This is a genomic window from Agromyces sp. 3263, from assembly GCF_031456545.1.
GTDB lineage: Bacteria > Actinomycetota > Actinomycetes > Actinomycetales > Microbacteriaceae > Agromyces.
The window spans coordinates 251,727-272,748 of sequence record NZ_JAVDUV010000002.1; the positions used below are offsets into that span (position 1 = coordinate 251,727).

A 21,022-nucleotide genomic window follows, 5' to 3' on the forward strand; every position below is an offset into this window, starting at 1 on the left:
ACGCTTCACCGAGCATAGTGTTCCGGGCAGCCACCCCGTCGGCGGCGCTCCGGACCGCGCGGAGCCTTGTCCTGCGCGGGATTCCACGGCATAATCGGCCCATGACGGCTCGCCGTCCACAATCGAACACTCGCCATCCGGCGGTTCCGAGGTCGTAGGGGAAGACGCACCTCGAGAACGGAGACGGAGATGGCGGAGAAGGTCACGCGGGCTCAGCGCGCCGCGCGAGGCGTGCTGTTCGTGCACTCCTCGCCGCGGGCGCTCTGCCCGCATGTGGAGTGGGCTGCAGGTCGTGCGCTCGGCACGGCGGTGAACTTCGACTGGTCGGAGCAGCCGGTCTATCGCGGGCTCATGCGCGCCGAGTTCTACTGGGAGGGCGAAGCCGGAAGCGGCGCCAAGCTCGCCTCAGCGCTTCGCGGCTGGGAGCAGTTGCGCTTCGAGGTGAGCGAGGATCCGACCCCGGGTTCCGACGGTGCCCGGTGGATGCACACGCCCGAGCTCGGCGTGTACTTCGCGCAGACCGACACCGCGGGCAACACCGTCATCCCCGAGGATCGCATCCGCTACGCAATGGAGGTGGCCGGGCACGACACCGTCGAGCTGCACCGCGAGCTCAGGCTGGCGCTCGGACAGGCCTGGGACGACGAGCTCGAACCCTTCCGCCACGCGAGTGACTTCGCCCCGGTCGTCTGGTTGCACCAGGTGGGCTGAGGCGGCGCGGTCCGCGGGTGGCGTGACGCGAGGTCGGATGTCCCATTCCCGGCGTCGAGTGGAGCGAAACCCGCGGACCATGACGAGAAGACCCCGGCGCCGAAGGGCGACCGGGGTCTTCTCATGAGGCTCGCGCCCCGCGACATCCGCTCAGGCGGTGCGGAAGGCCGCGACCGCGTTGTGGCCGCCGAAGCCGAACGAGTTCGAGATCGCGACGACCTCGCCGTCGCCCAGCGCACGCGGCGACGTGACGACGTCGAGCGGGATCTCAGGGTCCTGCTCGGTCAGGTTGATCGTGGGTGGCGCGGTGCGCTCGTGCAGGGCGAGCACCGTGAAGAGCGCCTCGATCGCGCCGGCACCGCCGAGGAGGTGCCCGGTGGAAGCCTTGGTCGCCGTCACGGCGATGCCGTCGAGCGCGTCGCCGAAGACGCGACGGAGCGCGTTGTACTCGGCGATGTCCCCGACCGGCGTGCTCGTGGCGTGGGCATTGATGTGCCGCACGTCGGCAAGGGACGCCCCGGCGCCCTCGATGGCCGCCTTCATCGCCCGCGCCGCCGCCGACCCCTCGGGGTCGGGGGCGGTGATGTGGTACGCGTCGCTCGTGACGGCGCCACCGAGCAGCTCGGCGTAGATGCGCGCGCCGCGGGCCTTGGCGTGCTCCTCGGTCTCGACGACGAGCGCCGCGGCGCCCTCGCCCAGCACGAAGCCGTCGCGCCCGAGGTCGTACGGCCGCGAGGCGATGGCCGGCTCGTCGTTGCGGCGCGACAGCGCCTGCATCGACGCGAAGGCGGCGATGGGCAGCGGGTGGATCGCGGCTTCCGAGCCGCCGGCGATCACGACATCGGCGAGCCCGGCCTGCAGGTGGTCGTAGGCGTTCACGAGGGCCTCGGTGCTCGACGCGCACGCCGAGACGACCGTGCGGATGCCGGCGCGCGCGTGCAGGTCCATGCCGATCGCGGCGCCCGGGCCGTTCGGCATGAGCATGGGCACGGTCATGGGGAGCACGCGACGCGGGCCGCGCTCGCGCAGCGTGTCCCAGGCGTCGAGCAGGGTCCAGACCCCGCCGATGCCCGTCGACCAGTCGACGGCGAGTCGCTCGGGGGCGACCTCGGGAGCGCCCGCGTCCGCCCAGGCCTCACGGCCGGCGATGAGGGCGAACTGGCTCGAGGGGTCGAGGCGCTTGAGCTCGTGGCGCTCGAGCACGTCGGACGACGGGACCTTGGCGGTCGCCGCGAAGGTCACTGGCAGTTCGAGCTCGGCGACCCATTCCTGCTCGAGGGTGCGCGCACCGGACTCGCCCGCGAGCAGGGAGTTCCAGCTGTCGCGCGCGGTGCCGCCGAGCGGCGAGGTCGCGCCGATGCCGGTGATCACGATCTTCTTGGTCATAACGAAAGCACTCCGTGGATTGGAGGGAACAGGCTGCGTGATCGGGCGGACGGCACGAGTGCGTGTCGCCCGCCCGAGCAGCGACTAGGCCTGGGCCTTGACGATGAAGTCGACGGCGTCGCCGACGGTCTTCAGGTTCTTCACCTCTTCATCGGGGATCTTGACGTCGAACTTCTCCTCGGCGTTGACGACGATCGTCATCATCGAGATCGAGTCGATGTCGAGGTCATCCGTGAACGACTTGTCCAGCTCAACCGTGTCGGTCGCAATGCCGGTCTCGTCGTTGATGAGCTCGGCCAGGCCGGCAAGCACTTCTTCGGTGGACAATGCCATTGGTTCTTCTCCTTGAGGGTGTCTCGTTTGACCGAGAGACAGTCTAGATGGACAGTGATCGGTGGTTCAGGGCAGAACCACCACTTGGGCGCCGAACACGAGGCCGGCGCCGAAGCCGATCTGGAGGGCGAGGCCCCCCGAGAGTTCCGGATGCTCCGCGAGCAGCCGGTGGGTCGCGAGCGGGATCGACGCCGCCGAGGTGTTGCCGGTCGTCGCGATGTCACGGGCGATCACGACGGACTCGGGCAGCTTCAGCTGCTTCGCGAACTCGTCGATGATGCGCATGTTCGCCTGGTGGGGGATGAAGGCGGCGAGGTCCGCGCTCGTCACGCCTGCGGCATCCAGTGCCTGCTTGGCGACCTTGGCCATGTCCCACACGGCCCAGCGGAAGACGGTCTGGCCCTCCTGGCGGAGGGTCGGCCACTCGGCGGCGCCATCACGGAAGTCGGTGAGGGTGCCGTTCATGCCCACGGCGCCGGCCTTGGAGCCGTCGGAGCCCCAGATCGTGCGGGCGATGCCGGGGAAGTCGCTCGGACCGATGACCACCGCGCCCGCCCCGTCGCCGAGGAGGAACGAGATGGAGCGATCGGTGGGATCCACGACGTCCGAGAGCTTCTCGGCGCCGATCACGAGTGCGTAATGCGCGACCCCCGTGCGGATCAGGGCATCGGCCTGGGCCACGGCGTAGGCGTATCCGGCGCACGCGGCGTTCGTGTCGTACGCAGCGGCGGGGTTCGAGCCCACCCGGTCGGCGACGACCGCGGCCATCGACGGCGTCTGCTGCACGTTCGAGATGGTGGCGATGATGACGAGGTCGATGAGCTCGGGCGCGACGCCCGACTTGGCGATGGCCTCCGTCGCGGCATCCGTCGCCAGGTCGAGGGCCGACACGTCGGCACCGGCGCGCGTGCGCGTGATGATGCCGGTGCGCTGCTGGATCCACTCGTCGGATGAGTTGATCGGTCCGACCAGGTCGTCGTTGGGGACGGCGTTCTCGCCGCGCGCGGCGCCCACCGCGTAGATCCGGGTGTAGGCGGGTCCGTGCGACTGCTGCAGCGTGGGTTTCGTCATGCTCGGCTTTCTCTTCGCGCCCGGTTCAGGCGGCCTGCTCGATGAGCTCGATCGCGGCCGGGAGGTCGTCGGGCGTCTTCACGGCGACCGTCGGCACGCCCTTGAGCCCGCGCTTGGCGAGGCCGACGAGGGCGCCGGCGGGTGCGACCTCGATGAGGCCGGTGATCCCCGCGTCGGCGAACGACTCCATGCAGAGGTCCCAGCGCACCGGCGAGGAGACCTGGCCCACCAGGAGGTCGACGAACGCCGAGCCCGAGGTGACGACGCTGCCGTCGCGGTTGGTCCAGAGGGTGATCCCGGGGTCGGAGACGTCGTGGTCGGCTGCGACCGCCGCGAGGCGCTCGACGGCCGGACGCATGTAGCGGGTGTGGAAGGCTCCGGCGACCTGCAGGGGGATGACCCGCGCGCCCGCGGGCGGCTCGGCCTTGAGCTGCTCGAGGGCGTCGAGCGCACCCGCGACGACGATCTGGCCGCCGCCGTTGTAGTTCGCCGGTTCGAGACCGAGCTCGTCGAGCCGCGCGATCAGTGCCGACTCGTCGCCACCCAGGACGGCGCTCATGCCGGTCGGCGCCAGGGCTGCGGCATCCGCCATCGCCCGGCCGCGCTCGGCGACGAAGTGCATGGCGTCGGCGTCGGCGAGCACTCCGGCGCCCGCGGCGGCCGTGATCTCGCCGACGGAGTGCCCGGCGATGCCGCCGATGCGCTCCCTGCGTCCGTCGGCGAGCAGGTGCTCGAGCGTCAGGAGGCCGGCGGCGACGATGAGTGGCTGCGCGATGGCCGTGTCGCGGATGGTGTCGGCGTCGCTCTGGGTGCCGTGGGTCGCCAGGTCGACGCCGGCTGCCTCCGAGTACCCGGCGAGGCGTTCCGCGGAAGCGGAGTCGGCCAGCCAGGGCGCGAGGAAACCGGGGGTCTGCGAGCCCTGTCCAGGGCAGACGACGACGATCACGCTCTCTAGTCTGTCAAGGTCGCGTGGTGCGGGTGTGTGACGATGCCACAAGCTCTCGTCGAAAGCCTTGTGCGTGGCCGACATGCGGCGCCGCGTGGCGGTGCTCGAAAGGGTCAGCTCGGGCGGCGTCGAGGCTGGTGCTCGTGGTCGCTCATGGAGCCGATGATGAGGGCCGACTGCAGGATCAGCGCTTCGCGCGCTCCGGTCGCGTCCCACCCGATCACGTCGGACACGCGCTTCAGGCGGTACCGCACCGTGTTCGGGTGCACGAACAGCTCACGGGCCGTGGCTTCGAGCGACCGGCCGTTGTCGAGGTAGCTCCAGAGCGTGGTGAGGAGCTCGGTCGAGTGGGCCTGCAACGGGCGATAGATGCGGTGCACCAGGGTCGCGCGGGCGAGCGGGTCGCCGGCGAGCGCACGCTCGGGCAGCAGGTCGTCGGCGTGCACCGGCCGCGGCGCGTGCCGCCACGACCTCGCCACGGCGAAGCCCGCGAGCGCCGCCTTCGCACTCTTCGACGCGTCGACCAGGTTCGGCACCTCATGCCCGAGAACGAGGTGCCCCGGCCCGAAGTGCGGCTCCAGTTGGGTCGCGATCTCCATGAAGGTGAGTGCGGCCGACGTGCCGATGGTCTCCTCCGGCTCGGATCCGAGCGGGTCGGAGCGCCCGATCACGAGCACGAGCCGGTTGCCCTGCACGCCGATGAGCACGTCGGCGTGCATGTGCCGGGCGGCGCGGCGCACGTGGTCGACGTCGAGCTGCTTCGGCGCCGTGCCCACGAGCACCGCGACCTCGCCGTGCCCGTGCCAGCCGAGCGCCGCGATGCGGCTCGGCAGCTCGTCGTCGTACTCGCCCGACAGGATCGAGTCGACGACGAGCGCCTCGAGACGCGCGTCCCACAGCCCGCGCGCCTCGGCCGCCCGGGCGTAAACGTCGGCGGCGGCGAAGGCGATCTCGCGCGAGTACAGGAGGATCGCCTCGCGGAGCGGCTCGCTGCCGTCCTTCACGCGGTCCTCGACGACCTCGACGGTGACCCGGATGAGCTGCAACGTCTGCTGCAGGCTCACCGAGCGGAGCAGCTCACGGGGAGCGGCGCCGAAGACGTCGGCGGCGATCCACGGGGTCGAGCGAGGGTCGTCGAACCAGGAGATGAACGAGGAGATGCCCGCCTGGGCGACGAGGCCCACGGCCGACCTGCGGCTCGGGGGCATGTCGCCGTACCACGGCAGCGTGTCCTCGAGGCGCTTCAGCGTCTGGGTGGCGAGCTCGCCCGCGATGGTCCGCAACCACGCGAGCGTCTCCGCCTTCGTCTTGGGCTTCGTCGCCACCTCGTCGCCCGCTAGCTCTCGCCGCCGGCCGATCCGGTGGTGCCGGCGTTCACGTCGTGGAGCCGGTACTTCGCGATGGCCTGCGCCGGGAGGGAGCGGTCGACCTCCCCGCGATCCGCGAGCAGTTCGAGCGTGCGCACCACGACGGACGGGCCGTCGATCGTGAAGAAGCGGCGCGCCGCCGGGCGGGTGTCCGAGAAGCCGAACCCATCGGCGCCGAGCGTGGCGTAGTCACCGGGCACGTACGCGCGGATCTGATCGGGCACCGCGTGCATGTAGTCGGACACCGCGACGAACGGGCCCTGCACGCCCGAGAGCTTCTGCGTCAGGTAGGCCGAGCGGCGCTCGGCATCCGGGTTCAGGAAGTTGTGCTCGTCGGCGGCGAGGCCGTCACGACGGAGCTCCGTCCAGCTGGTGACCGACCACACGTCGGCCGACACGCCCCAGTCGTTCGCGAGCAGCTCCTGCGCCTCGACGATCCACGGCACGGCCACGCCCGAGGCGAGCAGCTGCGCCTTGGGGCCCTGCACCGTCGACTCCGAGAGGCGGTGGATGCCGCGGACGATGCCCTCGACGTCGGTGCCCTCGGGCTCGGCGGGCTGCACGATCGGCTCGTTGTAGACCGTGAGGTAGTACATGACGTTGGGGTCGGGGTGGGTGCCGCCGTACATCCGGTCGAGCCCCGCCCGCACGATGTGGCCGATCTCGTAGCCGTAGGCCGGGTCGTACGAAACGACGGCCGGGTTCGTGGAGGCGAGGAGCAGCGAGTGCCCGTCGGCATGCTGGAGGCCCTCGCCGGTGAGCGTGGTGCGACCCGCCGTCGCGCCGATCATGAAGCCGCGCGCCATCTGGTCGCCCGCCGCCCAGATCGCGTCACCGGTGCGCTGGAAGCCGAACATCGAGTAGAAGACGTAGATCGGGATCAGCGGCTCGCCCTGCGTCGAGTACGACGTGCCGACGTTGGTGAACGCGGCGAGCGCGCCCGCCTCGTTGATGCCGACGTGCACGATCTGGCCCTGCGGGCTCTCCTTGTAGGCGAGCAGCAGTTCGCGGTCGACCGAGGTGTAGTGCTGGCCGTTCGGGTTGTAGATCTTGGCGTTCGGGAAGAACGCGTCCATGCCGAACGTGCGGGCCTCGTCGGGGATGATCGGGACGATGCGGTTGCCGAAGTCCTTCGCCCGCATGAGGTCCTTCAGGAGCCGGACGAACGCCATGGTCGTGGCGATCTCCTGCGTGCCCGAGCCCTTCTTCGCGATCGCGTAGGCCGAGTCGTCGGGCAGCGTGATCGCGGTGTGGTTCGTGCGGCGCTCGGGCAGGTAGCCCCCGAGCTCGCGACGGCGCTCGTGGAGGTACCGGATCGCCTCGTCCTGCTCGCCCGGGTGGTAGTACGGCGGCAGGTAGGGGTTCTCCTCGAGCTGCGCGTCGCTGATGGGGATGCGCATCGCGTCGCGGAAGGTCTTGAGGTTGTCGAGCGTCATCTTCTTCATCTGGTGGGTCGCGTTGCGGCCCTCGAAGCTCGGACCGAGGCCGTAGCCCTTGATGGTCTTGGCGAGGATGACGGTGGGCTGGCCCTTGTGCTCGGTCGCGGCCTTGAACGCGGCGTACACCTTGCGGTAGTCGTGGCCGCCGCGCTTCAGGTTCCAGATCTGCTCGTCGGAGAGGTCCTTCACCAGCTCGAGCGCACGCGGATCGCGCCCGAAGAAGTTCTCGCGCACGTAGGCGCCGGACTCGGCCTTGTAGGTCTGGTAGTCGCCGTCGGGCGTGACGTTCATGAGGTTGCGGAGGGCGCCGTCGTGGTCGCGCGCGAGCAGGTCGTCCCACTCGCGGCCCCAGACCACCTTGATGACGTTCCAGCCGGCGCCGCGGAAGAAGCTCTCGAGCTCCTGGATGATCTTGCCGTTGCCGCGCACCGGGCCGTCGAGTCGCTGGAGGTTGCAGTTGATGACGAACGTCAGGTTGTCGAGGCCCTCGTTCGCGGCGACCTGCAGCTGCCCGCGGCTCTCGACCTCGTCCATCTCGCCGTCGCCGAGGAATGCCCAGACGTGCTGGTCGGAGGCGTCCTTGATGCCGCGGTTGGTGAGGTACTTGTTGAGCTGCGCCTGATAGATCGCGTTGATGGGGCCGAGGCCCATCGACACGGTCGGGAACTGCCAGAAGTCGGGCATGAGGCGCGGGTGCGGGTACGACGAGAGGCCGTTGGGCGCGTGCGACTTCTCCTGCCGGAAGCCGTCGAGCTGGTCGGCGGTGAGCCGGCCCTCGAGGAACGCGCGGGCATACGTGCCGGGGGAGGCGTGCCCCTGGATGAAGATCTGGTCGCCGCCACCGGGGTGGTCCTGGCCGCGGAAGAAGTGGTTGAAGCCCACCTCGTAGAGCGCGGCGGACGACGCGTACGTCGAGATGTGGCCACCGACGGCGATGCCGGGCCGCTGCGCGCGGTGCACGAGCATGGCGGCGTTCCAGCGGATCCACGCGCGATAGCGGCGCTCGACCTCCTCGTCGCCCGGGAACTCGGGCTCGTTCTCGGGGGCGATCGTGTTGAGGTAGTCGGTCGTCGGGACCATCGGCACGCCGAGGTGCAGCTCCTTCGAGCGCTTCAGCAGGCTGAGCATGATCTCGCGCGCCCGCTGGTGCCCCTTCTCCGCGACGAGTGCGTCGAGGGATTCAGCCCATTCGAAGGTCTCCTCGGGATCGGAGTCCATCGCCTCGACCGAGTAGGGGTCCTGGTCGTTGACAGTCACACTCGACCTCTCTCTTCAGCAGATCATGCCTGCGGTGTGGGGGCGTGCGCACGACGGAGGGACCGGATCACGGTCGCGTGGCACCACGCCATCCTAGTGATTCTATGCCCCGTGCGTCGGGGCTAGGCTGGGCGCCGTCGAAGCCGCATGAACCCCGGGAGCCAGACGACGATGATCCTCCAGCCCGGCACGGCCGCCCCCGACTTCTCGCTCCGCAACCAGTTCGGGCAAGCGGTGTCCCTCTCGGCGTTCCGGGGTACCACCCCGGTGACGCTCGTGTTCTTCCCGCTCGCCTTCTCGCGGACCTGCCAGGGCGAACTCTGCGAGCTCCGCGACCACCCCGAGCTGTTCCGCACCGCCGGGACGGAGCTCCTGGGCATCTCGGTCGACTCGAAGCACGCCCTCCGCGCCTGGGCGGAGGAGCAGTCCTACGACTTCCCGCTCCTCTCGGACTTCTGGCCGCACGGCGAGGTGGCACGGTCGTACGGTGTGTTCCTCGACGAACCCGGCTACGCCGCGCGAGCGACGTTCGTGATCGGCGTCGACGGCGTCATCCGTGCGAGCTTCGCCACCGGACCGGGGGAGCCCCGGTCGCTCGAGCAGTACCGCGTGGCGCTCGGAGCCTGATGCGACGGGCCTGACGCGACGGAGCCCGCGATACGACGGTGAGCGGATGCCGCGGCATCCGCTCACCCGCCGGTGTCGAGGATTCCCACCGAGCGGGCGATGACGAGTGCGAGGATCACGAACCCGCCGAAGGCCTGCAGCCCCATGAGCAGCTTGACGCGTTGCGAGAGCGGCATCGCGTCGCTCGCGCTGAACGCCATCGAGTTCGACAGCGACGTGTAGAAGTAGTCGACGAACCGCGGCGTCCAGTCGAGCACGGCGGCGGATCCGGCGGCCACCTCGGCGATCGCGTCGTGGTCCTCGTCCTGCGAGAAGCGGAAGTCGGCGGCGGGCAGCTCGGTGCGCGCCCACGTGGTGCGCACCACGGGCCCGCCACGGTCGACCTCCCAGTACAGCAGCGCGAACCCGATCACGTTCGCCACCCAGACCTGGAGCGCCGCGAGGAGGAGACCGGGCGCATCGTGCCGGCCGCTGATGAGCTTGAAGACGAGCAGCACGAGCGCCACCTGGTTGGCGAGCACCAGCAGCAGCGCGAGCGAAACCGACAGCGCCCGGGTCCAGCTGGTCTCGCGCGTCAGCCGGTGCGGGTTCACGATGATGAGCGGCACGAGGAGCGCCAGGCCGGCTCCGACCACGACGAAGCGCAGCGGACCGATGAGCTCGTTCGGGAGGAACGCGTACAGCGCCAGGGCGGCGAGCAGCGCTCCCACCGCCGGCCACCGATGCTCGGGCGGTGCCGTGCGGCTCGGATGCTGCGTCCCGGGCTCCATGGGCGTGAGTCTAGGGACGCTCCGCTACCATGGGCATGCGCCGCGCGGCGTGTGCCGCCAGGCGGCCGCGCGTGCGGGCCTTTAGCTCAGTTGGTAGAGCGCCACGTTTACACCGTGGATGTCGTCGGTTCGAGCCCGGCAGGGCCCACCGCCGACTCGGCCCCCGCCTCCGGTGCGGGGGATAGGCTGGGGCGCGTGCCAGCCGTTCTCGCCGAGGTCCTGACGACGATCGATCGACTCTGGCCGCTCGGCGGCGCCGAGCCGTGGGACGCGCCGGGGCTCGTCACGGGCGATCCCGACGCTCCGGTCGACCGCGTCCTGCTCGCGGTCGACGCCGTCGCCGCCACGATCGACGAGGCCGTCGACGCCGAGGCCGACCTCCTCATCGCCCACCACCCGCTGCTCCTCCGCGGGGTCACGAGCATCGCGGAGGACCGCTACAAGGGCGCGCTCCTCGCACGGCTCATCCGCGCCGACTGCGCGCTGGTCGCGGCCCACACGAACGCCGATGTCGTCGAGCAGGGCACCTCCGCCGTGCTCGCGGCACGACTCGGGCTCGTGGACGTGCGGCCCATCGTGCCGGGCGCCGACCCGTCGACCGGACTCGGCCGCATCGGACGCCTTCCCGAGCCGACGACGCTGGGCCGGCTCGCCAGGCTCCTCGCCGAGCTGCTGCCGCCGACGGCGACGGGGGTCCGCGCCGCTGGAGGCTTCGACGACCGCGTCGAGACCGTGGCGCTCTGCGGCGGCGCCGGCGACTCGCTGCTCGGCGACCCCGTCGTCCGTGGTGCCGACGTCTACATCACCGCCGACCTGCGTCACCACCCGGCCTCCGAGGCTCGTGAGCAGGCGCTGCTCGCCGGCGGCCCCGCGCTCCTCGACGTCTCGCACTGGGCCAGCGAATGGCTCTGGCTCGATGCGGCGGCCGCCCAGCTGCGCGAGGCGCACCCGCAGCTCGACGTGCGCGTGAGCGAACTCCGCACCGACCCCTGGGACTTCCAGGTCGTGCAATGATGACCACTTCCACTCCGTCCCCCACGAGGAGCACCACGTGAAGGCCAGCCCAGCCGACCAGCAGGAACTGCTGCGACTCCAGTCCCTCGACACCCGTCTCCAGCAGCTCGCCCATCGGCTGGGATCGCTGCCCCAGGCCGCGCCGCTCGCCGAGCTCGCCAAGCGCGACACCGCCGTCCGCGGCACGCGCGCCGAGGCCGTCGGCGGGCTCGAGGACGCACGTGCCGAGCTGAAGCGGCTCGAGTCGGACGTGCAGGTCGTCGAGGCGCGCATCGCCCGCGACGGCGACCGGCTGCAGCACACGTCCTCGACGAAGGATGTCGCGGCGCTCGAGTCCGAGCTCGCGTCACTCGCCAAGCGCCTCTCCGACCTCGAGGACCAGGAGCTCGTCGTCATGGAGAAGGTGGAGACCGCCGAGGCCGTGGTCGCCGGCATCGACGAGGAACGCGCGTCGATCGCGGCCGAGGCGGCGGTGCTCGAAGGCCGGCGCGACGACGCCGCCGCGGGATTCGCCGCGGAACGCGACGCCACCGAGCGCGACCGCGCCGTCGTCGCCGGGAGCATCCCCGCCGACCTGCTCGCCTTCTACGAGCAGCGACGCACCCGCGGAGGCGGCGTGGGCGCCGCGCTGCTCAGCCAGCGCACCTGCAACGGCTGCACCATCACCCTCACCGGCTCCGATCTGGAGAAGGTGCGCCGCTCGGCTCCCGACGACGTCGTGCAGTGCCCCGAGTGCGACCGCATCCTGGTCCGCACCGACGAGTCCGGTCTCTGATCGGGGGTCGCGGCCTGTAGCCTGAAGGGGCGAGCGGGTCGGCAAGACGGCCGCGTCATCCGGTGCGAACCGGGTGCCGAGGAACGTCCGGGCTCCGCAGGGCAGGACGGTGGGTAACACCCACCCGGGGCAACCCGCGAGACAGTGCCACAGAAAGCAGACCGCCCCGGGCTTCGGCCCGGGGTAAGGGTGAAACGGTGGGGTAAGAGCCCACCAGCGGCCGCGGTGACGCGGTCGGCTCGGTAAACCTCGTCCGGAGCAAGGCCAGACAGGGAACGATGGGGCTGCCCGTCCCGTTCCCGGGTAGGCCGCTGGAGGGCTGCGGCAACGCAGCTCCGAGAGAGATGGCCGTCCAGCCGGTGTCGCGCAAGCGCCCGGTGAACAGAACCCGGCGTATCAGCCGGCCCGCTCGCACCTACCGGATCGCGAGCGCCGCGGCGCCCAGGATGCCCGCGTTGTTGCGGTGCACGGCCGGCACGATCGGCGCGGTGAGCTTCAGCAGCGGCAGGAAGTGCTCGTGGTGCTTCGACACGCCCCCGCCGACCACGAAGAGGTCGGGCGAGAAGATGAACTCGAGGTGCGAGTAGTAGCGCTGGAGGCGCTTCGCCCACTTCTCCCAGCTGAGCGACTCGCGCTCCATCGCGGAGTACGCCGCTCGGCTCTCGGCATCGTGGCCGTCGAGCTCGAGGTGGCCGAGCTCCGAGTTGGGCACGAGCACGCCGTCGTTGATGAGCGCCGAGCCGATGCCGGTGCCGAGGGTCGTGAGGATGACGAGCCCCTCGACGCCGACCGCGGCGCCGTACCGGGATTCGGCGTAGCCGGCGGCATCCGCGTCGTTGATGAAGTGGATGTCGCGGCCGAGCGCCTTCTCGAACATCTCCTCGGCCGGCAGCCCGATCCACTCGCGGGAGATGTTCGCCGCCGAGAGGGTGCGCCCGCCTTTGACGACCGCGGGGAAGCAGACGCCGAGCGGCAGCTTCGTGCCGGTGCGCTGGTCGATCCCCGTGACGAGCTCCTCCGTCGCGGCGAGGATGTCGGCCGGACGGCCGCCCTCGGGCGTTCGCACCTTCACGCGATCCGTGACGAGCTCTCCGGTGCCGAGGTCGATGACCGCCCCCTTGATGCCCGTGCCGCCGATGTCGATCCCGATCGCGTGGTCCGTCGCCATGCGGCCAGACTATCGCGCGGCCCACGGCCGACGTTCAGGGGAGTGTCAGGATGTCGGCGCCGCGGTCGGTCACCACGAGCGTGTGCTCGAACTGGGCCGTGAGGGCGCGATCGCGGGTGACCACGGTCCAGTCGTCGTCCCAGAGGTCCCAGTCGGTCGTCCCGAGCGTGAGCATCGGCTCGATCGTGAAGACCATGCCCGGCTCCATCACCGTGTCGAACTCGGGCGCGTCGTAGTGGGGGATGATGAGCCCGGTATGGAACGCGCGCCCGACGCCGTGGCCCGTGTAGTCGCGCACGACGCCGTAGCCGAATCGCTTGGCGTACGCCTCGATCGCTCGGCCGATCACGTTCACCTGCCGGCCGGGGGCGACGGCGCGGATGCCGCGGGCGAGCGCTTCGCGCGTGCGCTCGACGAGCAGCGTCGCCTCCTCCGTCGCATGCCCGACGAGGAACGTGTGGTTGAGGTCGCCGTGGTAGCCGTCGAGGTAGGCGGTGACGTCGAGGTTCACGAGGTCGCCGTCGTCGAGCACGGTGTCGTCGGGGATGCCGTGGCAGATCACCTCGTTCACCGACGTGCACGACGACTTGGGATAGCCGCGGTAGCCGAGCGTCGACGGGTAGGCGCCGTGCGCGACGACGTAGTCGTGTGCGATGCGGTCGAGCTCGTCGGTCGTCACCCCGGGTCGGATGGCCGCCGCCGCCGCCTCGATCGCCCCGGCGGCGATGCGGCCGGCCGCACGGATCCGCTCGACCTCCTCGGGCGTGTACCAGTCGCCGGCGGCGTTCGGAGCGGGTGCGCGCCGGCCCACGTACTCGGGCCGGACGACGGACTCGGGCACGGTTCGGATCGGCGAACGGAGGCCGGGGATCAGGTGGCCGGAGGCGTCCTTGGGCATAGGATCAGCCTATGGCCGAGGATGTCGAGCACCAGTTCTGGTACAACATGCACACGGGCGAGGTCGAGCAGGGCTTCCAGTCGCCGGCGGTCGATCGCGTGGGGCCGTTCGAGACCCGCGCCGAAGCCGAGCGGGCGCTCGAGATCCTGCGTGCGAACAGCGCGAAGTGGGCCGAGGAAGAGGCCGAGGACCGCTGATCCTCTTCGCGCCGAAGAGTTGGCCGGCAGGCCGTGAGAGCGCAGCCGCTACTCGTAGCTGTGCTCGGCGTCGGGGTAGCTCCCCGACTCCACGTCTGCCCGCCACGCCTTCGCCGCACCGCTCAGGATGCCCGACAGGTCGGCGTACTGCTTCACGAACTTCGGCACGCGCCCGATCGTGAGCCCGGCCCAGTCGGTCCAGACGAGGAGCTGGCCGTCGGTGTGCGGGCCGGCACCCACGCTGATCGTGGGGATGTCGAGCAGCTCGGTGACCTGACGTGCCGCATCGGCCGGCACCATCTCGAGCACGACCGCGAACGCCCCGGCGTCCTGCACGGCCCTGGCATCGGCGAGCAACTGCTTGACGCCCTCGCCGCGGCCCTGGATGACGTGCCCGCCGAGGCCGTGCTCGCTCTGCGGTGTGTAGCCGATGTGCGCCATGACGGGGATGCCGGCGCCGACGATGCGCCGGATCTGCTTGTGGCTGCGTTCGCCGCCCTCGAGCTTCACGGCGTGGGCGCCGGTCTCCTTCATGAAGCGCACGGCGGTGTGCAGCGCCTCCTCGGGTCCGTTCTCGTAGGAGCCGAACGGCATGTCGGCGACGACGAACGCGCGCCTCACCGCGCCGGCGACGGCGCGCGTGAGGGGGATGAGGTCGTCGACCTTCACCGGCAGTGTGGTCTCGTAGCCGAAGACGTTGTTGCCGGCCGAGTCGCCGACGAGCAGGAAGTCGATGCCCGCCTCGTCGAAGATGCGCGCGGTGAGCATGTCGTAGCTGGTCAGGCCGGTGATCTTGATGCCGTCGCGCTTCGCGTTCTGGAAGTGGCGGGTGCGCACCCGCTTGGGGCCTCCGGATGCCGCGCCGCCGCCGTACGGGTTCGTCTCCACGTTCGCCGTGCTGTCGGAAGGAGTGTCGTTGACGGGCTGCTCTGACATGTCGCCAGTCTGGCACACGCGGCATCCGCGCCCGGCGCTCCGCCGGCCGTTCTGCCGCTACCCTGAGAGGTGCGAGAGAGGGTGTGGATGGATAAGCAGCGCGACTTCGTTCTCCGGACCATCGAGGAACGAGGAGTCAAGTTCGTCAGGCTCTGGTTCACCGACGTGGTCGGAACCCTGAAGTCGGTGGCGATCGCCCCGGCCGAGGTCGAGGGGGCGTTCACCGAGGGCATCGGGTTCGACGGATCCGCGATCGAGGGGCTGAGCCGCACGTTCGAGTCCGACCTGCTCGCCTACCCCGACCCGACGACGTTCCAGACGCTTCCGTGGCGCGGCGACATCGACCCCACGGGGCGCATGTTCTGCGACATCACGACGCCTGACGGCGAGCCGGCCGTCGCCGACCCGCGCAATGTGCTCAAGCGCACGTTGGCCCGCGCGGCCGATCGTGGCTTCACGTTCTACACCCACCCCGAGATCGAGTTCTACCTGCTGCGTTCGTCGAAGTACGGCGAGGAGGGGCCCGTCCCCGTGGACTCGGCCGGATACTTCGACAACGTGCCCGGTGGTACCGCGCACGACTTCCGGCGACGCAGCGTGCGGATGCTCGAGGACCTGGGCATCTCGGTGGAGTTCAGCCACCACGAGGCCGGCCCGGGGCAGAACGAGATCGACCTGCGGTACGCCGACGCGCTCACCACCGCCGACAACATCATGACGTTCCGCACGGTGATCAAGGAGGTGGCGATCGAGCAGGGCGTGTACGCGACCTTCATGCCGAAGCCGTTCTCGCAGTATCCCGGCAGCGGCATGCACACCCACCTGTCCCTCTTCGAGGGCGATGCGAACGCCTTCTACGAGGCCGGGTCGCAGTACCAGCTCTCCAAGATCGGGCGCCAGTTCATCGCGGGCCTCCTGCGCCATGCCAACGAGATCTCCGCCGTCACCAACCAGTTCGTCAATTCGTACAAGCGCCTGTGGGGCGGCGACGAGGCGCCGAGCTTCATCTGCTGGGGCCACAACAACCGCTCCGCGCTCGTGCGTGTGCCGCTGTACAAGCCCAACAAGGGGCAGAGCGCGCGCGTCGAGTACCGGGCGATCGACTCGGCGGCGAACCCCTACCTCGCGTTCTCGCTGCTGCTCGCCGCGGGCATGAAGGGCATCGAGGAGGGCTACGACCTCCCGCCCGAGGCGGAGGACGACGTCTGGGCCCTCACCGACAGCGAGCGACGTGCCCTCGGGTACCACCCGCTGCCGGCGAGCCTCGACCACGCCATCGAGTACATGGAGGAGTCCGAGCTCGTCGCCGAGACGCTCGGCGAGCAGGTGTTCAACTACGTGCTCGCGAACAAGCGCTCGGAGTGGCGCGACTACCGCTCGCAGGTGACGACCTTCGAGCTGCAGCGCAACCTCGAGATCCTCTGACCCGCGACCGGATGTCACGCCAGGCCCCGACCCTCGGTCGACTCGCGCGGGCGGGCTTCGACGACCTCGACTCGGCGGCGGCCGGCCTCGAGGCCCTCGCCACCGCGACGGGCGTCGACGAGGAGCGCCTGCTCGCCGCGTTCGCCCACGCTGGTGACCCCGACGAGGCGCTGGTCGCGGTCGCACGGCTGCGGGAGCGCGCGCCGCATGAGGTGGCCGTCGTGCTCGAACAGGACGCCTCGGCCGAGCGCCTGGCCCGACTGCTCGGCGCATCGCGGGGGTTCGCGGACTTCCTGATGCGTCATCCGGGCGAGGCGGGACTGCTGCAGCAGGTGCCCATGCCGCCGCCGGCGACCGCGGAAGCGCGCGAGTCGCTCCTCGCGGCGCTCGACGACGTCGATGCTCCGCCGGCGGGCTACCTCGACGCCGCGGCATCCGCCCTGCGCGTCCGCTACCGACGGCTGCTGGCGGGCATCGCCGTGTGGGATCTCAGCCGGGCCGACGCGGTGGAGGCCGTCGATGTCGTGGCATCCGGCCTCGCGGACCTGGCGGGCGCGACCCTCGACGCGGCGATCGTGGCCGCACGGCGTGCGATCGCCCGAGCGGATGGCGCCCCGGCTGCGCCCGGCACGTTCCCGGCCGCGGAGGTGGACGCCACCCGGCTCGCCGTCATCGGCATGGGCAAGGCCGGCGCGCGCGAGCTCAACTACGTGAGCGACGTCGACGTGATCTACGTGGCCGACTCCGCCGACGAGGAGGTCGTGTCGACGCCGCGCGCGCTCGACATCGCCACGCGCATCGCCATGATCGCGATGCGGGTCATCGCCGAGCCCGGCATCGAACCGCCGCTGTGGGAGGTGGACCCGAACCTGCGGCCCGAGGGCAAGGACGGCGCGCTCGTCCGCACACTCGACTCGCACCTGCAGTACTACGACCGCTGGGCGAAGAGCTGGGAGTTCCAGGCCCTCCTGAAGGCGCGACCGCTGGCCGGCGACGCCGAGCTCGGTGCCCGGTACGCCGCCGGCGTGGCGCCGAAGGTGTGGTCCAGTTCGGGCCGGGAGGGGTTCGTCGAGTCGGTGCAGCGCATGCGCGAACGCGTCACCGAGCACATCCCAGCCGGCGAGGTCGACGTCCAGCTGAAGCTCGGGCCGGGCGGGCTGCGCGACATCGAGTTCACCGTGCAGCTCCTCCAGCTGGTGCACGGGGCGACCGATGCCGACATCCATCAGGCCGGCACCCTGCCGGCGCTCGCGGCGCTGGCCGACGGGGGATACGTCGGACGCGAGGAGGCGGCGGAGTTCTCGCGCGACTACCGCATCCTCCGGGTCCTCGAGCACCGCCTGCAGCTGCAGCGCCTGCGGCGCACGCACCTCATGCCGCGCGGCGCCGCCGAGCTCCGCGCCCTCGCACGGTCGTCGGGCCTCGGGCGTGACGACCACGACCTGTCGGCGCTCTGGCAGTCCACGCGGCAGCGCGTGCGGGGCCTCCACGAACGCCTGTTCTACCGGCCGCTGCTGTCGGCGGTCGCGGCGTTGCCCGCGAGCGGGCTCGAGCTGACCAGCGAGCAGGCCGCGGCCCGACTCGCGGCGATCGGATTCCGCGATCCCCGCGGCGCGCTGGCGCACATCGGTGCGCTGACCGCGGGGGTGTCCCGCCGCGCCACCATCCAGCGGCACCTCATGCCGGTGCTGATCTCCTGGTTCGCGGAGGGCGCTGATCCCGACTACGGCCTGCTCGCCTTCCGGCGTCTGAGCGAGACGCTCGGCACGACGCACTGGTACCTGCGCCTCCTGCGTGACTCGTCGGATGCCGCGCTGAGGCTCACGCGAGTGCTGTCAGGGTCGCGCTTCGCCGGCGAGCTCCTCGAACGCACGCCCGAGGCGGTCGCCTGGCTCGAGGACGTCGACGAGCTGCGGCCGCGATCCCTCGCCGCCCTCGACGACGAGAAGCGCGCGGTGCTCGGCCGGCATGTCGACGCCGCGGCCGCCGCGAAGGTGTTCCGCGCCATCCGCCGCCGGGAGGTGCTGCGACTGGCCCTCTCGGCGATCCTCGACGTGTGCACCGTCCAGGAGCTCGGTCACGGGCTCTCGGATGTCACGGAGAGCCACATCTCGGCGACGCTCACGGCCATTCGCGGCGTCGAGCCCGACGGCATCGAGTTCGCCGTGATCGGCATGGGACGGTTCGGCGGGCGCGAGCTCGGCATCGGATCCGACGCCGACATCGTGTACGTGTTCCGGCCGACGGATGCCGCGGCCGAGGCCGCGCAGGCGCGGGCGCTGCGCATCGTCGCCGACCTCGTGCGACTGACCGAGGACGCCAGACTGCCGTTCGAGCTCGACGCCGACCTGCGCCCCGAAGGACGCAACGGCGTCGTCGCCCGCTCCCTCGACGCCTACCGGGCGTACTACGCCCGGTGGTCGCTCACCTGGGAGGCGCAGGCACTGCTGCGCGCCCGTCCGGTGGCAGGCGACACCGCGCTCCTCCACGACTTCATGGAACTCGCCGACACGGTGCGCTACCCCGAGCACCTCACCGAGCAGGACGTGCGCGAGGTGAAGCGCATCAAGGCCCGCGTCGAGAACGAACGGCTGCCCCAGGGCGCCGACCCGCGACGCCACCTCAAGCTCGGACGCGGATCGCTGTCCGACGTGGAGTGGTTCGTGCAGCTCGTGCAGCTCGAGCACGGCGCGGCGGAGCCGTCGCTCCGCACCCCGTCGACGCTCGACGCGTTGGCCGCCGCCGTGGAGCACGGACACATCCCGGCCGGCGACGCGCGCACGTTGCGTGCGGCATGGGTCTTCGCGTCGCGTGCGCGGTCATCGCTGACGCTGTGGCTCGACCGCACGACCGACGTGCTGCCGGTGGAGCGATCGCAGCTCGAGGGCGTGGCGCGCATCATGGGCTACCCGCCCGGCTCGGCCACCCGGCTCGAGGACGACTACCTGCAGGTCACCCGCCGCGCCCGTGCGGTGTTCGAGCGCGGGTTCTACGGCCTGGAGACGCGTCGCGAGCCCAGCACGGGCTGAGGCGGCGTCGAACGGCGCTCGGCCAGGGTCGCCCATCGCTCATCGTCGCCGGATCACCCAACGGCCGAAGGGCCCGCATCGCCGAAGCGATGCGGGCCCTTCGTGGGAGTGCAGGGGCGGATCAGACGCCGTAGTACAGCTCGAACTCGAACGGGTGCGGACGCTGGGCCAGGGGCTTCAGCTCCTTCTCGCGCTTGTAGTCGATCCAGGTCTCGATGAGCTCCTTGGTGAACACGCCGCCCTCGAGGAGGAAGTCGTGGTCGGCCTCGAGCGCGTCGAGCACGGCGTCGAGCGAGCCCGGCACCTGGGGGATCGTCTTGGCCTCCTCGGGCGGGAGCTCGTAGAGGTCCTTGTCGACCGGCTCGTGCGGCTCGATGCGGTTCTTGATGCCGTCGAGGCCGGCCATGAGCTGGGCGGCGAACGCGAGGTAGGGGTTGCCCGAGGCATCCGGAGCGCGGAACTCGATGCGCTTGGCCTTGGGGTTCGTGCCGGTGATCGGGATGCGGATGGCCGCCGAGCGGTTGCCCGCCGAGTAGACCAGGTTGACCGGTGCCTCGAAGCCGGGCACCAGGCGGTGGTACGAGTTCACCGTCGGGTTCGTGAAGGCGAGCAGCGCGGGCGCGTGGCGGAGGATGCCGCCGATGTACCAGCGTGCGAGGTCGGACAGACCGCCGTAGCCGGCCTCGTCGTAGAACAGCGGCTTGCCGTCGTTCCACAGCGACTGGTGGGTGTGCATGCCCGAGCCGTTGTCGCCGAAGAGCGGCTTCGGCATGAACGTGGCCGTCTTGCCCCACTCGTTGGCCGTGTTCTTGACGATGTACTTGAACTTCAGGATGTCGTCGGCGGCGTGCACCATCGTGTCGAAGCGGTAGTTGATCTCGGCCTGGCCGCCGGTGCCGACCTCGTGGTGGGCGCGCTCCAGGATCAGGCCCGCCTCGATGAGCTTCAGCGAGATGTCGTCGCGCAGGTCCGCCTGCTTGTCGACCGGCGAGACGGGGAAGTAGCCGCCCTTGTAGGGGGTCTTGTTGCCGAGGTTGCCGCCCTCCTCGACACGGCCCGAGTTCCACGCGCCCTCCTCGGAGTCGACCGAGTAGAAGCTCGCGTTCTGCTTCACCTCGTAGCGCACGTCGTCGAAGATGTAGAACTCCGCCTCGGGTGCGAAGTACGCGGTGTCGGCGATGCCGGTCGAGGCGAGGTACTTCTCGGCCTTCTTCGCGACCTGGCGCGGGTCCTTCGCGTAGATCTCGCCGTTGCGGGGGTTGTAGATGTCGAAGACCATGACGAGCGTGCGCTCGGCGCGGAACGGGTCGACGTAGGCCGTCGAGACATCCGGGATCAGCTGCATGTCCGACTCGTGGATCGACGCGAAGCCGCGGATCGAGGAACCGTCGAACAGCTGGCCGACCGTGAAGAACTCCTCGTCGACGGTCGACGCCGGGATGTTGAAGTGCTGCTGCACGCCCGGGAGGTCGGTGAAGCGGATGTCGAGGAACTTGACATCCGTCTCCTTGATGAACGTGAGCACTTCGGACGAATCACTGAACATGTGACGGAATCTCCAAGAGGGGCGGGGTGGGACCGGACGGACGTGCACAGCCGCTAGCGACGCTATCGAGTCGCGGTTTCCCTGCCATGACGCCGATGTTTCCGCCATGTTACGCGCATGGCCGGTC

Annotated in this window: 18 protein-coding genes, 1 tRNA gene and 1 other RNA gene; 9 read left to right on the plus strand and 11 right to left on the minus strand. The window is 70.6% G+C overall.

All coding sequences use genetic code 11. The features are described from left to right. Window positions 1-189: 189 nt before the first annotated feature. On the plus strand, window positions 190-711 hold the full coding sequence (locus J2X63_RS14370) for a DUF3145 domain-containing protein (protein WP_309978435.1): 522 nt from the start codon (window positions 190-192) through the stop codon (window positions 709-711). Window positions 712-861: 150 nt separating this feature from the next. Here J2X63_RS14370 and J2X63_RS14375 read toward each other — a convergent pair whose 3' ends face one another. The 6 genes from J2X63_RS14375 to aceE form a co-directional block, all read right to left on the minus strand. Beyond that, a complete protein-coding gene (locus J2X63_RS14375) occupies window positions 862-2,097 on the minus strand; it encodes a beta-ketoacyl-[acyl-carrier-protein] synthase family protein (protein WP_309978437.1) in 1,236 nt (411 codons plus the stop codon). Window positions 2,098-2,181: 84 nt separating this feature from the next. Continuing rightward, on the minus strand, window positions 2,182-2,430 hold the full coding sequence (locus J2X63_RS14380) for an acyl carrier protein (protein ID WP_056731598.1): 249 nt from the start codon (window positions 2,428-2,430) through the stop codon (window positions 2,182-2,184). Between the two features lie 66 nt (window positions 2,431-2,496). Beyond that, complete coding sequence (locus tag J2X63_RS14385; RefSeq protein WP_309978447.1) at window positions 2,497-3,501, minus strand: beta-ketoacyl-ACP synthase III; 1,005 nt, start codon at window positions 3,499-3,501, stop codon at window positions 2,497-2,499. Window positions 3,502-3,526: 25 nt separating this feature from the next. Further along, the gene (locus tag J2X63_RS14390; RefSeq protein WP_309978448.1) at window positions 3,527-4,447 is read right to left on the minus strand and encodes an ACP S-malonyltransferase; all 921 of its coding nucleotides are present in this window, start codon (window positions 4,445-4,447) and stop codon (window positions 3,527-3,529) included. Between the two features lie 113 nt (window positions 4,448-4,560). Continuing rightward, window positions 4,561-5,772: a helix-turn-helix domain-containing protein gene (locus J2X63_RS14395; protein ID WP_309978450.1), complete on the minus strand. Its 1,212-nt coding sequence runs from the start codon at window positions 5,770-5,772 to the stop codon at window positions 4,561-4,563. Window positions 5,773-5,783: 11 nt separating this feature from the next. Then, window positions 5,784-8,510, minus strand: coding sequence for a pyruvate dehydrogenase (acetyl-transferring), homodimeric type (gene aceE, locus J2X63_RS14400; RefSeq protein ID WP_309978452.1), 2,727 nt, complete (start codon window positions 8,508-8,510; stop codon window positions 5,784-5,786). 147 nt (window positions 8,511-8,657) lie between these two features. Between aceE and J2X63_RS14405 the strand changes: the two genes are divergently transcribed. Beyond that, window positions 8,658-9,137: a peroxiredoxin gene (locus J2X63_RS14405; protein WP_309978453.1), complete on the plus strand. Its 480-nt coding sequence runs from the start codon at window positions 8,658-8,660 to the stop codon at window positions 9,135-9,137. Between the two features lie 62 nt (window positions 9,138-9,199). On the opposite strand, the gene J2X63_RS14410 is transcribed toward J2X63_RS14405, so the two are convergent. Further along, window positions 9,200-9,907, minus strand: coding sequence for a hypothetical protein (locus J2X63_RS14410; RefSeq protein WP_309978455.1), 708 nt, complete (start codon window positions 9,905-9,907; stop codon window positions 9,200-9,202). Between the two features lie 75 nt (window positions 9,908-9,982). On the opposite strand from J2X63_RS14410, the gene J2X63_RS14415 reads away from it, so the two are divergent. The 4 genes from J2X63_RS14415 to rnpB all read left to right on the plus strand — a co-directional run bounded on the left by J2X63_RS14415 (window position 9,983) and on the right by rnpB (window position 12,108). Beyond that, window positions 9,983-10,055 (plus strand) — tRNA-Val (locus J2X63_RS14415). Window positions 10,056-10,102: 47 nt separating this feature from the next. Further along, a complete protein-coding gene (locus J2X63_RS14420; RefSeq protein ID WP_309978457.1) occupies window positions 10,103-10,921 on the plus strand; it encodes a Nif3-like dinuclear metal center hexameric protein in 819 nt (272 codons plus the stop codon). A 37-nt stretch (window positions 10,922-10,958) separates the two neighbouring features. Further along, window positions 10,959-11,696, plus strand: coding sequence for a C4-type zinc ribbon domain-containing protein (locus tag J2X63_RS14425; RefSeq protein ID WP_309978459.1), 738 nt, complete (start codon window positions 10,959-10,961; stop codon window positions 11,694-11,696). A gap of 34 nt (window positions 11,697-11,730) precedes the next feature. Next, window positions 11,731-12,108: RNase P RNA component class A (gene rnpB, locus J2X63_RS14430), an RNA gene on the plus strand. Window positions 12,109-12,111: 3 nt separating this feature from the next. Here rnpB and ppgK read toward each other — a convergent pair. Next, window positions 12,112-12,864, minus strand: coding sequence for a polyphosphate--glucose phosphotransferase (ppgK, locus tag J2X63_RS14435; protein ID WP_309978461.1), 753 nt, complete (start codon window positions 12,862-12,864; stop codon window positions 12,112-12,114). 34 nt (window positions 12,865-12,898) lie between these two features. Next, entirely contained in the window at window positions 12,899-13,762 is an 864-nt protein-coding gene (gene map, locus J2X63_RS14440) for a type I methionyl aminopeptidase (protein ID WP_309978463.1), read from the minus strand. Window positions 13,763-13,773: 11 nt separating this feature from the next. On the opposite strand from map, the gene J2X63_RS14445 reads away from it, so the two are divergent. Then, window positions 13,774-13,959 carry an SPOR domain-containing protein gene (locus tag J2X63_RS14445; RefSeq protein ID WP_309978465.1) on the plus strand — a complete coding sequence of 62 codons (186 nt, stop codon included), beginning with the start codon at window positions 13,774-13,776 and terminating at the stop codon, window positions 13,957-13,959. Window positions 13,960-14,007: 48 nt separating this feature from the next. Here the strand turns inward: J2X63_RS14445 and panB are convergent, their stop codons facing one another. Then, window positions 14,008-14,895 carry a 3-methyl-2-oxobutanoate hydroxymethyltransferase gene (gene panB, locus J2X63_RS14450; protein ID WP_309978468.1) on the minus strand — a complete coding sequence of 296 codons (888 nt, stop codon included), beginning with the start codon at window positions 14,893-14,895 and terminating at the stop codon, window positions 14,008-14,010. Between the two features lie 87 nt (window positions 14,896-14,982). On the opposite strand from panB, the gene J2X63_RS14455 reads away from it, so the two are divergent. Both J2X63_RS14455 and J2X63_RS14460 read left to right on the plus strand, forming a co-directional pair. Next, window positions 14,983-16,320: a glutamine synthetase family protein gene (locus tag J2X63_RS14455; protein ID WP_309978469.1), complete on the plus strand. Its 1,338-nt coding sequence runs from the start codon at window positions 14,983-14,985 to the stop codon at window positions 16,318-16,320. Window positions 16,321-16,331: 11 nt separating this feature from the next. Continuing rightward, window positions 16,332-19,349 carry a bifunctional [glutamine synthetase] adenylyltransferase/[glutamine synthetase]-adenylyl-L-tyrosine phosphorylase gene (locus J2X63_RS14460; protein WP_309978471.1) on the plus strand — a complete coding sequence of 1,006 codons (3,018 nt, stop codon included), beginning with the start codon at window positions 16,332-16,334 and terminating at the stop codon, window positions 19,347-19,349. A gap of 121 nt (window positions 19,350-19,470) precedes the next feature. On the opposite strand, the gene glnA is transcribed toward J2X63_RS14460, so the two are convergent. Next, the gene (gene glnA, locus J2X63_RS14465; RefSeq protein WP_309978473.1) at window positions 19,471-20,895 is read right to left on the minus strand and encodes a type I glutamate--ammonia ligase; all 1,425 of its coding nucleotides are present in this window, start codon (window positions 20,893-20,895) and stop codon (window positions 19,471-19,473) included. Between the last annotated feature and the right edge of the window lie 127 nt (window positions 20,896-21,022).

Coding starts and splice junctions, on each gene's coding strand:
- J2X63_RS14460 (WP_309978471.1), top strand. CDS start 16,332: ATGTCACGCCAGGCCCCGACCCTCGGTCGACTCGCGCGGGCGGGCTTC.
- glnA (WP_309978473.1), bottom strand. CDS start 20,895: ATGTTCAGTGATTCGTCCGAAGTGCTCACGTTCATCAAGGAGACGGAT.
- J2X63_RS14375 (WP_309978437.1), bottom strand. CDS start 2,097: ATGACCAAGAAGATCGTGATCACCGGCATCGGCGCGACCTCGCCGCTC.
- J2X63_RS14405 (WP_309978453.1), top strand. CDS start 8,658: ATGAACCCCGGGAGCCAGACGACGATGATCCTCCAGCCCGGCACGGCC.
- J2X63_RS14445 (WP_309978465.1), top strand. CDS start 13,774: ATGGCCGAGGATGTCGAGCACCAGTTCTGGTACAACATGCACACGGGC.
- J2X63_RS14410 (WP_309978455.1), bottom strand. CDS start 9,907: ATGGAGCCCGGGACGCAGCATCCGAGCCGCACGGCACCGCCCGAGCAT.
- map (WP_309978463.1), bottom strand. CDS start 13,762: ATGCCCAAGGACGCCTCCGGCCACCTGATCCCCGGCCTCCGTTCGCCG.
- J2X63_RS14455 (WP_309978469.1), top strand. CDS start 14,983: ATGGATAAGCAGCGCGACTTCGTTCTCCGGACCATCGAGGAACGAGGA.
- ppgK (WP_309978461.1), bottom strand. CDS start 12,864: ATGGCGACGGACCACGCGATCGGGATCGACATCGGCGGCACGGGCATC.
- panB (WP_309978468.1), bottom strand. CDS start 14,895: ATGTCAGAGCAGCCCGTCAACGACACTCCTTCCGACAGCACGGCGAAC.
- J2X63_RS14380 (WP_056731598.1), bottom strand. CDS start 2,430: ATGGCATTGTCCACCGAAGAAGTGCTTGCCGGCCTGGCCGAGCTCATC.
- J2X63_RS14370 (WP_309978435.1), top strand. CDS start 190: ATGGCGGAGAAGGTCACGCGGGCTCAGCGCGCCGCGCGAGGCGTGCTG.
- J2X63_RS14385 (WP_309978447.1), bottom strand. CDS start 3,501: ATGACGAAACCCACGCTGCAGCAGTCGCACGGACCCGCCTACACCCGG.